Origin of the sequence: Marisediminicola antarctica (assembly GCF_009930795.1) — a bacterium.
In the GTDB taxonomy this organism is placed as follows: Bacteria; Actinomycetota; Actinomycetes; order Actinomycetales; family Microbacteriaceae; genus Marisediminicola; species Marisediminicola antarctica.
This window is the reverse complement of record NZ_CP017146.1, coordinates 844035-858074: the sequence shown is the minus strand read 5'-3', so window position 1 is coordinate 858074 and position 14040 is coordinate 844035. Positions and strand designations below refer to the sequence as shown.

The window sequence follows — 14040 nt, the reverse complement described above, 5'->3', positions numbered from 1 at the left end:
GACGCGGCAGGTCTCGCTGGAGATCGGCGGTGCACTGAGGTTGCGCAGGAGAGCCCGGCATCCGCCTACGCTGAATCCCGTGCCCCACCCCAACAGCCGCGCCGCCAAGGCCGCCCGCCGCCGCAAGCGACGCATGGCGCTGGTCGAGCATGACCTGACCCCGGAGCAGTGGGGGATGCTGCAGCACCTGTGGGGCGGATGCGCGTACTGCGGGGCGGGCGATCGTGCGCTTCAGCGGGACTGCGTTCAGCCGATCTCGCGGGGCGGGCGCTACACGCTCGACAACATCGTGCCAGCCTGCGGGGCGTGCAACGCGAGCAAGAGCAACGACGAGGTGACGAGCTGGATGCGACGCAAGAAGCTCGACGAACGCCGCTTCCTGGTGCGGTTCGTGGAGGTGCGGGATGCGCTGATGCCTGACGACACGGACATAGAGACCGGGCACATGAACGCGGGCCTCGGCGGAACCCACGGCTCCGCCCCATGACCCACTACCTCGGCATCGACCTCGCCTGGGGCGAGGGCACTGCGACGCGTCCGGCGAAGGAGACCGGCGTCGCGCTCATCGACGAGACCGGAACCGTGCTGCACGCCGGCTGGGCGCGCGGCATCGATCCGGTCGCCGAGTGGATCGTCGAGGTCGCGCCCCCCGGCGCGGTGATCGCGATCGATGCGCCGCTGGTGGTGGAGAACCAGGCCGGGATGCGGCTCTGTGAGCGACAGGTCGGCATGGGGTATGGGCGCTGGCACGTCGCCGCGAACGCGAGCAATACCGCGCTCGGCTGGCAGGGCGGGGTGGCGTTGCGAAAGAAGCTCGAGGCACGTGGGTTCGTCTACACCGACGGCATCCGCCCGCCCGGCCCGCTCGAGCGCACGATGTTCGAGTGCTACCCGTACACGACCATCGTTGGCATGGCGGAGCTGGGGTACGAGGAGAAGCGCCCGCGGTACAAGCGCTTCGACATGGCGTTGCCGTCCGCACTGCGGCGGCAGGCGCGGGCGGATGCGTGCGATGAGCTCATCCGGCGGATGGCTGCGCTCGGCACGGCCACTCCCCCGCTGCACATCGCCTCGCACGAGGTGTCGCGCTCGCTGCTCGAGCCGTCGCCGCTGGTCGATGCGGCCTACAAACACCGGGAGGACATGCTCGACGCGGTGCTCTGCGCCTGGACCGCCGCGATCTGGCACCGGCACCGCGAGCGGGTGCAGGTGCTCGGTGCCGATGACGTGCCGGATGCCGCGGGTCGCCGCGGCACCATCGTCGCGCCCGCCCGAGATGGGCAGCGGGTCGCGGGGCGGGCGATGCGGGTTCTGCGCGAGGGGTCGTCGCCGTCACCTTAGGTTGGCATGGCTTTCTAGGGTTCAGCGCTGCGGGTGACCCCGGGTCCACGACGCTCCAGCGGGCATTGTTCACTCCCGCTGGTGAGATTACGTGCACGCGGATGAACAACACCCACGCGAGCGGCGCACTCCGCCCTCTGCAGCGACCGCTCACTCAAAGCATGCTGGGTGTGCCACCACTCGTTGCAGATCGCTCTCGCCCGGCGGGCGCGCGCCCGCGTCACCGACCTGATCCCGATCCGCAGCATCCGGCCCCCTCGAACCCCGCGGTAGAACTCGGTCGACAGGTACCACAGCCCAGAGTGACACAGGATCGTCGCGGCGACAGCTGGAGCCGCACCGACGACGCACACGAAGGCGTAGTCGTGCCAGTCGGTCTGCGCCCAGATTTGCCCAGGCCCGGGACTTGTCCACAGTTCGCGACCGCGCGCGCCCTGCTCGCCGGCCCGGGGCCTAGCCTCGCAGCATGATCATCGAGGCGGGCTTCGACCTTGTCCAACTCCTTCACCCCGAGGTCCTCGCGGATGCGGTCAGCCGTCGCGCCCTGTGGATGCTGGCTGCCGACAAGGACCTGCGCCTGCTGGAGATTTCTCCGGTGTGTCCGGAGTTCTCGGGATCACTCGAGCCTCACGTCGCGGACATCGTTGCGGCGCTTGCGGGCTCCTACCGGCCCGTGCGGTACTTCGCCCTCGCGCACACGACGTCGCCGCTCGACTGCGACGACTGGGAGCGGATCTCCTGGGATGACCAGGTGCTGTGCGAGGCGCACGACTTCGAGCCGGACCAGTTTCTCGGTCGCCTCGTTTTCGACGGCGATCACATATATTCGAGCGCCCCGCGCTACAGCTTCCGGGACTATGTCGGTCGCGAGAACCTACCCCGCGCGGCGGTCATCTCCGGTCCGCACTTCGGCGACTGCTCGTGTGTCGCGTGCGCGCAGTTCAACGAGATGATGGCGGAGTACCGGGCGCTTCGGGAGGCCGCGGAGCATGGGCCAGCGGACTGAGGGCGGCGGGCTGAGGGCGGCGATTGCAGGACCGGCCGCAGGGCGGCGATCGCAGCGCCGGCCGCAGGGCGGCGATCGCAGCGCCGGCCGCAGGGCGGCGATCGCAGCGCCGGCCGCAGGGCGGCGATCGGAGCGGCGCGACCCGAGGGCAGCGACCGCAGTGCGCCGGATGCAACCTCTCCGCACTCGCCCTGGGGAGAAGTTCTTATCCCCATTTGCCCACACCCCTATCGAACATACATTCGAATGTGGGAAAATTATGACATGGACGAACCCTCTCTCTCACCCCCGCAGACACTGCCGGAGTCGCTCTCGGAGCCACTCACGCAGTCGCCTTCGGAGTCGCTCGTGGAACCGCTCACGCGGTCGCCTTTGGACCCGCCGTCGGAGTCGCTCTCGTCGTCACTCCGAGAGTCCGCCGCCAGGGTCGCCTCGCTGGGCGATCACTCGTGCGCCCTCCGCTGCCTCACGTCAGCCGACCTCCTCGCTGCGCAATCGGCAATCACCACTCTTCGCCGGTGCGTCGACAGATATGCCGCGATGGCGGCGGGCGAAATTGCGCACCGCTCGACTCCGGAGCACGGCCACTCCGGACTCGCCCAGAAGGCCGGCTTCGTGTCGCCCGAGGCCATGCTGCAGTCCATCGCCAATATCTCCCGCATCGAAGCGGTGAAGCTGATGCGCGTCGGGTCGTTCATCGCCGAGTCCGAGGCCGCAGCGGAGCTCGCGGCGAGCGCCGCCAGTCTCGACGACACGGATGGCGCGGGGGTGGAACCTGGCACCGGCGGTCCGGATGCTGGGCTTGACGGCACCGGCGACGGCACCGGCGACGGCAACGCCCACGGCCACGTCAGCTTCCTTCCGCAATTCCCACCGCCACCGCCGTGGCAGGCCCCTCTTGCCGCCGCGCTCGCGGCCGGAATCCTGTCGATCGACGCGGTCGAGTCGATCAGGAGGGCGCTCGGCGATGTCGACCCCGCCATCACCGCGGGGGCACTCACCGCGGCCTGCGAGCACCTCATCGGGACCTCGACTGGCCTGACTCCCGAGCAGCTGTACCGCAAGGCGCGCCAGCTCCGCGACTCGCTCGACGAGGCCGGCATCGAGCGGCGCGAAAAGGAGCGGCGCGACCTCCGATCCGTTCGCACCTGGTGGGACCCGGCCGGTATGTACTGCGGCAGCTTCCGGCTCCCTCCCGAAGAGGGCATGATCGTGTCCACCGCGTTCGACGAGATTCTCTCCCCCCGACGCGGCGGACCACGGTTCGTCGACCTCGAGGCGAAGGCCTCGGCCGAGGAACTTCTCAACGACCAGCGGTCAACCGAGCAGATCGCCGCCGACGGCCTCGTCGACCTGATCCGTCTCGCCGTCGACGCCGACCCGGGCACCATGTTCGGTCGCCGCCGCCCGGCCGTGCGCGTCATGGTCACCGACCAACACCTTCATGTCATGGCCGGACACGGTCGTCTCGAAGGCCACCCCGACCCGGTCTCCTTCGCCACCGTGGAACGCCACCTGTGCGACACGGGCACGATCGCGGTCGGCTTCGACAACGACGGCCAGTGTGTAAATGTCGGCCGAAACCAGCGATTCTTCACCGAACGACAGCGAATCGGAATGACGCTCAGGGACGGCGGATGCATGTTCGCCGGCTGTGACCGTCCACCCTCCTACTGCGAGGCTCACCACATCGATGAGTGGCTCCGCGACGATGGCAAGACCGATATTGCAGACGGAATCCTCCTGTGCCGACGTCATCACCTCCTTCTGCACAACAACGGGTGGCAGGTGATCCGAGTGCGCGCCGACTACTACATAAGACCGCCCGCTGACGTCGACCCCAACCGGGAGCTCATCCCCCTCCCCAGTCGAAACCCCGAGATGCGGGCACTCAAACGACAATCCGACCAGCGTCGGGCGCAGTAGTCTGCCCTCCAGCCGGCACCAAGTGCGGGCCCGGCGCCACCGGCGATCACCGGCGCCGGGTGGGCGCGACCCAGCAAGAAGACGCGTCTACGACAACCTGACGCGACCGGCGAACGCGCTCGACCCGGCAAACGCGCGCCTCCTCCACTCCCTCTCCAACTGACTGGTCGGACATGGGTCCACCCCGGCTTTGGCTGCCCCCGGCTCGGCGATCCATACCGAGCACGAGATCAGCCCCCAGGTTCCTGATCGAGGGGTCTTTCGGGCTCCCTTGATGCATGTCCGAATCGTCCGCTCGAACTCTTGACGGAGGAAGGCTTCTGAGTACTGTGTGGTGGAGTTGGGTTGGGGATTTCGCTCGCCGCTAGGCGCTTTCAACTACCCGAAGGAGAAATCGTAATGAAGAAATCCCTTTTCGCGGCCGGACTTGCTGTTGCGTTCGTCCTCGTGCCCACCGCAGCCCAAGCCCTGGACTGCGTGAACGTCTCCAAACCGCCGGCCTCGTGCGGATCGAACTGTACTGAGGGTCCGATCATCCACGGCAACTGGGCCTGGCTGCCCAGCGTGTTCCCCGGATCGCCGGAAGTGTGGGCCTTCGTGCCCCCCGGAACGGTCGAGGGATTCGGCCTGCCCGGGGAGAAGGGCAACTACCAGAACGGCGAGGGCTATGCGCTGCTCGTCAATGCGATCTGCGACTCAACTGCCGGCGTGCTTGAGCACCGGCAGACCGGTCACGGAATCCAGCTGCTGGAGGGCTGCCAGTGGGCCGAAATTGAGGCCGATACCGGAACCCCACCGTGACTCGGCGGGATTCCGGTACCCGGCACTGATTTCCGCACGACGCTGTGCGCGTGGCACGATAATGATCGACGGCACCGGATGCCCTCGCTCATCCAGCACAGTAGAGGGTCCACCGTGAGTTCATACGCAGCATCCGCCACGAGTAGCGCGGCATGAGCTGGATCGAAGTCGTCGTTCTGTTTATCTCGGGCACCCTCGCCGGGATCATCAACACGGTCGTCGGATCCGGCTCACTCATCACGTTCCCCGTACTGCTCGCCCTCGGTTATCCCCCGGTGCTAGCCAACGTCACCAACAACGTCGGCGTCTTCCCCGGCTCGATCAGCGGGGCGATCGCGTACCGCAAGGAGCTCAAGGGGCAGCTCAAGCCGGTGCTGGCACTCGCGACTTTCTCCGCGATCGGCGGACTCGCCGGTGCGCTGCTGCTACTCCAACTGCCCGCCGAAGTCTTCGACGGAGTCGTGCCCGCTCTCATCGTGCTCGCCCTGCTGCTCGTCGTGTTTGGTCCCCGCATCAAGCGCACGATCGCTGCACGCCGCCTCGCCCGCGACGAGGCACCGAACAACAGGGTCGCGCTCTTCACGACGACCGCACTCACCGGTGTCTACGGTGGATACTTTGGCGCAGCCCAAGGCGTGATCCTGCTGTCGTCCCTGTCGATCCTGCTGCCAGGATCGCTGCAGCGCGCGAACGCCTACAAGAACGTGCTCGCCGCCACCGCGAACGGTGCGGCCGCCATCGTGTTCGTGCTCATCTCGCAAGTCGCCTGGCTCGCGGCCGGCGTGATCGCCATCGGCGCGATCTTCGGCGGACAGATCGGCGGCTGGGTCGGCCAGCGACTCCCCCCTCTTGTGCTGCGCATCGTGATCGTCGTGGTCGGCCTCGCCGCCATCGCGTACTTCATCGTCAACTAGCAGGCAACTAAAGCCCGACGGAGTCCATCACCAGTTGCGGCACGAGCTGCAGCAACGCGAACAGGCCCACGGCAGCGGCCGCCGAAAAGCCAAGCACCCACAGCCTCTGCACCCGCCGCGCTGCGCGCACCTCGCGGTCGAGCACTTCGAACCGCGCCATGAGGTCGGCGTCCGGTGGCGTCGCGGCTCGCCATGTCGCCGGGTCGGCGAGCACCGCGGCGACCTCCCGAATTACGTCGGGCTCCAGAACCGCTGGCCGCTTCAGGAGCCAGCGCGCGAGGTGGCGCGCCTCGATCACCGCGACCCGGCCCGGGGCCTTCTTGATGTCGATCGACTTCGGGTCGACGACCACGATGATCGGATGCACGGGCACGGGCACGGGCACGGGCACGCGCACAGGCACGGGCACAGGGACGGGCACAGGCACAGGCACTGGCATCCGATCGCCGAGCAGGCGCTCGACCCGATCGGCATCGTATTCGGCGTTGCGCAGGTGCGGCTGCTTGTGGCCAGACACCATGAACGTGCGGTCAGCGATCCAGATCGGCTTGCCCTTGTGGCGCTTGGTGTTGATCGCGAAGACACCTCCGGGGCCGGTGACGATGTGGTCGATATCGGACTCCTTAGTGCCGACCGGCAGCGCGTGGAAGGACGTCCACCCGTCGGGCAGCCGCCTCAGGATCTCGCCGACGGCGATCTCGCCCAGCGCTCCCAGGTACCACGAGGCATTGTCGTCTGCGAGCGGTGAGACACCGAAGAAGCGGGCGACTCCGGAGCGCGGCGACGCGCGGCTCTGAAGACTCAGGAGCTGCTCGATCACGAGCGCGCCGGGCGCGCGATCGTGCATGGATGTTGTCGGGATGGTCATCGTGCTCCTTGAGGGTTCACCGAAACCTACCGATTGCTCGCATCTTCGGGCAGTCCCCAAAAGGGGCGGTGCCGAGCGCAAGGGGAGAATCGGGCGGAACAGCCCAGTCGCCGACGCCGACGCCGACGCCGACGCCGACGAGCAAAGGTCCGGACTACCCATCACCTCGCTCTACTCATCACCTCGCCCGAGGGAACCTTCTATGGTCGCGGCGACGAAATCCGGCACGGCGGTGAGCTGCTGTTCCGGGTAACGCCGCGCGCCGACTTCGGATTCGGCACGGACACGGACACGGACACCGGCACGGGTGCGGGTGCGGACACGGGCACCGGCACCGGCACCGGCACCGGCACCGTCACGGACACGGACACGGACACGGACACCGAGCAAGTGAACTTCAGCGGCACGAGATCGTGAAGTCCCTCAACACCAAGCGAATAACCCTCCGGCTGCCCCGGCGACTGGGTCGGCAGTTCGCGGGATCGTCCGGAATCCCGCACGGAACGTCGAGTTCATCGCTGAGGCCACACGGCTCCCCCTCACAGAGCCGCGGATGCGAGCTCCGCGGCCGCGCGCCGCGTTTCCCAGCGCAGGTTGAGTTCCCGCATCACCATCGCGGCGAGGTCCTGGAGCGTTGCGATCTCGTCCGCGGTCACCGTGCGCGGCTCCAGATCCATCACGCACAGGGTGCCGAGGCTGAAGCCGTCGCGCGTAGTCAGTGGAACTCCAGCGTAGAACTGCATCCCGAACTCCCCCGCGACCAGCGGGTTCGCGAGCGCTCGCGGGTCGGCACGGGCATCCTCGATGATCCACGGCTCGTCGTGCAGGATCGCCGACGCGCACAGCCCCGGGTCGCGCCCGATCTGCTCCGCATCGACGCCGTGCCTTGACTTGAACCACACGCGATCGGTGTCCACGACGCTGACGATCGCGAACGGCACCCCGAATACGCGTGCGGCGACCGCGGTGATCCGGTCGAAGCTGCCGTCGGGAGGAGTATCGAGCAGGTCGTAGCGGAGGACGGCATCCATCCGTCCCGCCTCATTCGGCGCATCCATAGGGCCGGCATGGCGGCCCGACTCGGCGGTGATCATCTGCCGGAACGCCTTGACGAGCTCGCCGGCATCCGGTCGGTCGACCGGGTCCCGCGACGTCATCGCGGCCAGGATCTCCCGCCACTCCGGCGAGAGCACCGGATCGACGTTGGGACGACGGATGAGCCGGGCCACGGCGGACTGCACCGCTGGGCCGGGGAATTCGATGGTTCCCGTGAAGCACTCGAGCAGCACGAGGCCGAGCGAGTAGATGTCGGTCGGAGCTCCCAACGGCTCACCCAGCGCCTGCTCCGGGCTAATGTAGGCGACCGAACCGGTAACGGCATTCTCCGCCGAAATGTGGGTCGACTCCGCTCGCAGCGCGATCCCGAAGTCAGTGAGCCGCGCGCGGGCCGTCGTCGCATTGTCGTCGTAATCGACGATGAGGATGTTGGCCGGCTTGATATCGCGGTGCACGATGCCTCGATTGTGCACGAACTCGAGCCCCTCAGCGAGGTCGCGTGCGATGTGGGCGATGTGGCGCGGCGAGACGGGTCCGCCCTTCTCGATACGCTCACGCAAGTCGATGCCCTCGACGAGTTCCATCACGAAGAAGATGCGCGGCTCGCCCGGCACCGACTTGTCGACGGCGGCATCGAGCAGTGTCACGAGGCTGTGGTGTCCAAGCCCGGCCAGCACATTGATCTCGTCCTTCTGCCGGCGAAGGTCGCTCTCGGCGACGGCATTAGAGCGGAACACCTTGACCGCGACATCACGCCCGAGAAACTCGTCGTGAGCTTGAAAAACCCTCGCCATCCCGCCTTCACCGAGCAGCTTGAGCAGCCGATACCGGCCATGCAAAAGCCCGCGCACTTCATCGCCCGATCGCTCGCCCATCCGGTCCTTCTCCTCTGCGGTCGCCTAAGCATAGGCAGAATTGCGGATGCTGCCGCGCACGCTGGTCCGCACTGGCGCACGCGCTCGGGACCTTTGTCACTGGCCGCGCCAGCGGGAGCTGCGCACCATGGTCAGTGGGTGTTGCACCCGAACGATCCCCCGCCAACGGTGCCGGGTTGTGTCGCGATCTCGATGCGGAGACCGCGGCATCCACCAGCACCGGCCTTCACGACCCGAAGTGAGTGCAATGGCGGGGGATCATCGGGTTCCCTATCGATCGTCGTGGCGGCAGGTCTGTGAACAGGCACCGCCACGACTCTCGATCTGCGCGTTGCGCAGTGCGGTGCGCGCCCGCCCGCTAAGGGTCAGACTCCGTCGAGGTAGACCCAGCGACGCTTCTCGCGCACGAAGCGACTCACCTCGTGCTGTTCGCTCGCGGACCCGTCGGCGCGGGAGAACGCCCGAAACTCCACGGTGCCCTCGGTGTCGAGCATCCCGCCGCGACTCGTCGCCTCGATCTCGAGCCGATACCAGCGCTGCTCCGGGTCGAGCTCGAGCCTTGACGGCACGGTTGTCGAGTGCCAGGTCGCGAGCAGGTAGTCGGCGTCGCCGACCGCGAAAGCGGAGTACCGCGAGCGCATGAGCCGCTCGGCCGTTGGCGCGAACGCCGAGCCGTGGTGAAAGGGGCCGCAACACTCGCCGTACTGCAGTCCGCTGAGACACGGGCAGCGGGCGGTTGCCGCGAGACGCCACTCGGAATCGGTCACCTGACCATTATCCGGGCCGGCGCCAACCCGTTGCAGCCAGTGGTCACGATTTGCGCGAACCTATACCCCCAGGGGTATAGTAGGGGTTATCCACCCAGCGAAGGAGTACTGAATGTGCCGTGCGGTCACCTGTAAGAAGTGCGGAAAGTCGACGTGGGCGGGCTGCGGCCAGCACGTCGATCAGGTCATGCGCGGAGTCTCAAGCTCGCAGCGCTGCCGCGGACACGAGAACGACGCCCCCACGCCCGGCTTCTTCGCGCGCCTCTTCAGCCGCTAGTCGGAACCGGGTCACCAGTCGACGCCGTCCGAGTCATCTCTCGGTGTCGACGACCCTGACGTCACGCAACACCCCCGCCTCGGCCACCGCCGTCAGGTAGGTGCAGGTCGGCATCCGTCGTCGGTCGGTCGGCGACCCGGGGTTCAGCAGACGCAGACCACCGGGAGTCACCGAGTCCCACGGAATGTGGCTGTGGCCGAAGACGAGCACATCGGCATCCGCGAACAGCTCATCGCTGCGCGCTTCGCGCCCGCGAGCCGGGCCCGTCTCGTGCACGACGGCAATGCGAATGCCATCGACCTCCACCCGGGCGATCTCCGGCAGGCGCTCGCGCAGCTCCGGCGGATCGTTGTTTCCCCAGACACCGACGAGACGGGCGGCGCGGGCCTCCATCTGGTCGAGCAGACCGGTCTCGATCCAGTCGCCAGCGTGGATGACGAGGTCCGCGCTCTCGATCGCGGACCAGACCTGGGCGGAGAGCGCTCGGGCTCGGGTCGGCACGTGCGTGTCGGCCAGCAGCAGTAGTCGCGTCATATCCCCAGCACATCACGTGGTGCCGCGCGCCGCGCTATTACAGCCCGAACGAGCGTCCGAGCTGGCCCAGGACCTCCTTGGGGTCGACTCCGAACTTCTCGAGCAGGCCCCGATCCTTGTCGGTGTCGACCTTGTCGGGCAGCTCCGCATCGGCCCTCGTCGCCTCGTCGTTCCTGCCGAGGCTCCTGAGGAAGTCGATGATCTGTTCCTTGTCGAGGAGCATGTCAGTGTCCTTGTCGTGGTCCTTGTCGTGAGGATTACGTGAGACTGACACTAGGGGCCTCCGATCCGACCGAGAAGGGGTGGACCGGATGTCGCGCAGCCGTTAGGCGACGTGCACTCAGTTGCTCTCCGCCAGCGGATCCACGGCGAGAGCAGCGGCGAGGTCGTCGGGCACGACCATCCCCTCGATGTCGTCGAGCGCTGCCCACGATCCGTCTGATTTGGCACGCTCGATCACCAGGATCCCAGCCGGGCCAGCCGACCCTTGCGGTCCAGCTCGGCCACCCGCGCCTTGTTGCTGGCCGCCCAGTCGCTGCCTCGTTTGCGCGGTGTCATTCGCTGCAGGAAGCGGCTCTCGTCGAGCGATCGGGCCAGGCCGTCGATCCAGCCGAAGCACAGGGCCTCCCTGACGGCCCGTCGTAGTCGAGGGCTGTGACCGTGTTGCCCTTCTTGCCGATCGCAACCCACGCGCCGCGGGCATCGGCGTGGTTCGCGGCGAGCCAGTCCCGCCGCTCCGCGACGGTCGCCGGCTGCACCAGCGCGAGCTCGGCCGATGCTGCGGGCACGGGCACGGGCACGGGCACGGGCACGGGCACGGGTACAACGGTTCTGAGCAATAGCCATCTTTTGCTCAGGCGAGGTGGCCGGTCCCCACTCCACGCCGGATCGTGTGGCGGGTGACGTCTCCGTCGAGAATCCGGCCATGGAATTCGACCAGGTCACTGTTGCGCAGGTTGTCCGGCGACGGGGCGAGCACGACGGCGTAGTTAGGCACGACCCGCGTCTGCACGACCTGGCACCAGCGGTAGACCTTCTTGCCTCTGACCCACTCGAGCTCGGTCGCGGGCGCGTTCCCGACCAGGATGCTGTACGTGCCGCCGGGATCGACCTCGTGGGCCTGGTCAATCATCCGATCGATCAAGAGTTGCAGTTGCATGTCGCTCCTATCGGGTCGGCCCTCAATGGGCGAAGTTGCCGCGGAAGTACTCGAATTGCCATCCGACGATCGTGATTACGAGCAGCGGGAGGGAGAACATGGCGATCCACGGACTGATCGCCAGGCCGAGCACAACAGCCGAGATCGCGCCACCGAGCAGCACCGGCCACCAGCTCCAGGGACTGAAGAACCCCGCCTCGGGGTCGCCGTCGTCGATCCCGGCGTCGAGGCGGTCCTCGGCGAGGTTGGCGCCGTCACCGCGGAGAACCTGGCCGAAGTAGAACGCGAGCATCACGCACATGACACCCGACAGCCCGATCGTCAGCAGCCCGACGAGCTCGAAGTTGTCGTCCGCGAGGCTCCAGATCAGATATGCAGCGTCGACGACGAGAAAGCACACGCCGACCACGTAGAGAACTGTCTTCATGCTCTTCACGGCGACACCGTGTTTATTCTTGATGAGTTCATAAATTCATCATATCGTGGATTGGGCAGAATGAAGTTCACTCTCGGGCACCCCTGCGCGCGTCCGTTCAGGCTGACGCCGCGAGGCGCTAGCCGGCGCGCGAGGCGTACCGCGTGCCGTGTGGTGTGCGCTGCGTGCCGCCGCTACACCCGCTCGAAGACTGCCGCGAGCCCCTGCCCGCCCCCGATGCACATGGTCTCGAGCAGGTAGCGTCCGCCGGTCCGCTGCAGTTGGCGGGATCCGGTGGCGAGGATGCGGGCGCCCGTCGCCCCGACCGGATGCCCGAGCGAGATGCCGGAGCCGTTGACGTTGGTGCGCTCCCAGTCCTCCTCGGTGAAGCCCCACTCGCGGCTGACCGCGAGCACCTGCGCGGCGAAGGCCTCGTTAAGCTCGATGAGGTCCATGTCGCGAAGCGTCAGACCGACCCGGTCGAGCACTCTCGCGGTCGCGGGAACCGGACCGATGCCCATCCGCGACGGCTCGACGCCGGAGCGTGCCCAGCCGACGAGTCGCACGATCGGGGTGAGGCCGAGCTCGGCCGCGCGCGCCGGCGTCGTGACGATACACGCGGCGGCGGCGTCGTTCTGGCCGCTCGCGTTTCCGGCCGTGACCGTCGCCTCGGCATCCGTCTTCACAAGGATCGGGCGCAGCGCCGCGAGCACCTCGAGGCTCGAGTCCGCGCGCGGCGTCTCGTCTGCGTCGATCACTACATCGCCCTTGCGCCCGGGAACCGTGACCGTCACGATCTCGTCGTCGAAGCGGCCCTCGGCAACGGCGCGCACCGCCCGCTGGTGGGAGCGCAGCGCGAGCGCGTCCTGCTCCTCGCGCCCGATCGAGTACTCGCGGCGCAGATTCTCTGCGGTCTCGAGCATGCCGCCGGGGACGGGATAGTTGCGGCCACCCGCGGTCTCGCGACCCCGCGCGAGGGCGTCGCGGAGCTGGATGCCGCCGGTGCCTGTCACGCCGAACCGCGAGTCGACCGTATAGAACGGCGCCTGGCTCATCGAATCGACGCCGCCCGCGATAGCGAGGTCACTGACGCCAGTCTGGATCTGCATGGCCGCGTCGAGCACCGCCTGCAGCCCGGAGCCGCAGCGCCGGTCGAGCTGCATACCGCCGACCGTGACCGGGAGTCCGGCGTTGAGCGCGGCGACGCGCGCGACCGAGGCCGCCTCGGCGGTCGGGTAGCCCTGGCCAAGAATCACGTCGTCGACAGCGGCACCGTCGATGCCGGTGCGCTCGATGAGGGCGCGGATGACAGTCGCCGCGAGGTCTGCAGGCGCCACGGCCTTGAACATGCCGCCGAAACGTCCGACCGGGGTGCGGAGCGGCTCGCAGATCACGACCTCGCGGAGGGTGTTCGGGCCGCTCATGCCGCACGCCCGTCCGCGTCGGTGGTGCGGATAACGACCGGCTCCCCCTCGAGCACCAGCGGCACCCCGGTGGCTGCCTGCACGTCGGCGACGCTGAGCCCCGGCGCGATCTCGCGCAGCACGAGCCCCACAGGCGTGACGTCGATGACGGCGAGGTCGGTGATGATGCGGGTCACGACCCTCTTGCCGGTCAGGGGCAGCGAGCACTCGGGCACGATCTTGAACTCGCCCGTCTTGGTGGAGTGCTCCATCAGCACGATCACGGTGTCGGCGCCGTGGACAAGGTCCATCGCGCCGCCCATCCCCTTGATCATCTTGCCCGGAACGGCCCAGTTGGCGATATCGCCGGTGGCCGAGACCTGCATCGCGCCGAGCACGGCGACATCGATGACGCCGCCCCGAATCATGCCGAAACTCTGCGCGGAATCGAAGTAGGCCGCCCCCCGGTTCACCGTGATGGTCTCCTTGCCCGCGTTGATGAGCTTCGGATCCTCCTCGCCCTCCCACGGGTAGGGGCCGACGCCGAGAACGCCGTTCTCCGAGTGAAGGATCACGCTCGTTCCGGCTGCGAGGTAGTTGGGGATGAGCGTCGGCAGGCCGATGCCGAGGTTCACGTAGCTGCCGTCGGCGAGCTCGAGCGCGGCGCGGGCCGCCATTTCGTTGCGGGTCAGTGGCAT

The 14040-nt window shown here is 67.8% G+C and carries 16 protein-coding genes; 6 read left to right on the top strand and 10 right to left on the bottom strand.

Features of this window, described 5'->3' with window-relative positions:
* Positions 1–79: 79 nt before the first annotated feature.
* From BHD05_RS04080 to BHD05_RS04055, 6 genes are all read left to right on the top strand, one after another.
* On the top strand, positions 80–487 hold the full coding sequence (locus tag BHD05_RS04080) for an HNH endonuclease (RefSeq protein WP_335920173.1): 408 nt from the start codon (positions 80–82) through the stop codon (positions 485–487).
* Positions 484–1341 carry a DUF429 domain-containing protein gene (locus tag BHD05_RS04075; protein WP_161885298.1) on the top strand — a complete coding sequence of 286 codons (858 nt, stop codon included), beginning with the start codon at positions 484–486 and terminating at the stop codon, positions 1339–1341. The genes BHD05_RS04080 and BHD05_RS04075 overlap by 4 nt, the downstream gene beginning before the upstream one ends.
* 466 nt (positions 1342–1807) lie before the next feature.
* Entirely contained in the window at positions 1808–2347 is a 540-nt protein-coding gene (locus tag BHD05_RS04070; RefSeq protein ID WP_161885297.1) for a hypothetical protein, read from the top strand.
* Positions 2348–2611: 264 nt separating this feature from the next.
* The gene (locus BHD05_RS04065; protein ID WP_161885296.1) at positions 2612–4273 is read left to right on the top strand and encodes a DUF222 domain-containing protein; all 1662 of its coding nucleotides are present in this window, start codon (positions 2612–2614) and stop codon (positions 4271–4273) included.
* A 399-nt stretch (positions 4274–4672) separates the two neighbouring features.
* Complete coding sequence (locus tag BHD05_RS04060; protein ID WP_161885295.1) at positions 4673–5074, top strand: hypothetical protein; 402 nt, start codon at positions 4673–4675, stop codon at positions 5072–5074.
* 152 nt (positions 5075–5226) lie between these two features.
* Positions 5227–5988, top strand: a complete 762-nt coding sequence (locus BHD05_RS04055) for a sulfite exporter TauE/SafE family protein (RefSeq protein ID WP_161885294.1) — start codon at positions 5227–5229, stop codon at positions 5986–5988.
* A 7-nt stretch (positions 5989–5995) separates the two neighbouring features.
* Here the strand turns inward: BHD05_RS04055 and BHD05_RS04050 are convergent, their stop codons facing one another.
* The 10 genes from BHD05_RS04050 to BHD05_RS04005 form a co-directional block, all read right to left on the bottom strand.
* Positions 5996–6856 (bottom strand): nuclease-related domain-containing protein, encoded by an 861-nt coding sequence (locus BHD05_RS04050; protein WP_161885293.1) that lies wholly within the window; start codon positions 6854–6856, stop codon positions 5996–5998.
* Positions 6857–7395: 539 nt separating this feature from the next.
* The gene (locus BHD05_RS04045) at positions 7396–8787 is read right to left on the bottom strand and encodes a protein kinase domain-containing protein (RefSeq protein WP_161885292.1); all 1392 of its coding nucleotides are present in this window, start codon (positions 8785–8787) and stop codon (positions 7396–7398) included.
* Positions 8788–9152: 365 nt separating this feature from the next.
* A complete protein-coding gene (locus BHD05_RS04040) occupies positions 9153–9554 on the bottom strand; it encodes a YchJ family protein (protein WP_161885291.1) in 402 nt (133 codons plus the stop codon).
* A gap of 310 nt (positions 9555–9864) precedes the next feature.
* Entirely contained in the window at positions 9865–10365 is a 501-nt protein-coding gene (locus BHD05_RS04035; RefSeq protein WP_161885290.1) for a metallophosphoesterase family protein, read from the bottom strand.
* A gap of 37 nt (positions 10366–10402) precedes the next feature.
* On the bottom strand, positions 10403–10639 hold the full coding sequence (locus tag BHD05_RS04030; protein ID WP_236966639.1) for a hypothetical protein: 237 nt from the start codon (positions 10637–10639) through the stop codon (positions 10403–10405).
* Positions 10640–10919: 280 nt separating this feature from the next.
* Positions 10920–11204 (bottom strand): YdeI/OmpD-associated family protein, encoded by a 285-nt coding sequence (locus BHD05_RS04025; protein ID WP_161885289.1) that lies wholly within the window; start codon positions 11202–11204, stop codon positions 10920–10922.
* 14 nt (positions 11205–11218) lie between these two features.
* Positions 11219–11524 (bottom strand): hypothetical protein, encoded by a 306-nt coding sequence (locus tag BHD05_RS04020; RefSeq protein ID WP_161885288.1) that lies wholly within the window; start codon positions 11522–11524, stop codon positions 11219–11221.
* Positions 11525–11546: 22 nt separating this feature from the next.
* On the bottom strand, positions 11547–11951 hold the full coding sequence (ctaF, locus tag BHD05_RS04015) for an aa3-type cytochrome oxidase subunit IV (protein WP_161885287.1): 405 nt from the start codon (positions 11949–11951) through the stop codon (positions 11547–11549).
* A gap of 182 nt (positions 11952–12133) precedes the next feature.
* A complete protein-coding gene (locus BHD05_RS04010) occupies positions 12134–13363 on the bottom strand; it encodes an acetyl-CoA C-acetyltransferase (protein ID WP_161885286.1) in 1230 nt (409 codons plus the stop codon).
* Positions 13360–14040, bottom strand: coding sequence for a 3-oxoacid CoA-transferase subunit B (locus BHD05_RS04005; RefSeq protein WP_161885285.1), 681 nt, complete (start codon positions 14038–14040; stop codon positions 13360–13362). The genes BHD05_RS04010 and BHD05_RS04005 overlap by 4 nt, the downstream gene beginning before the upstream one ends.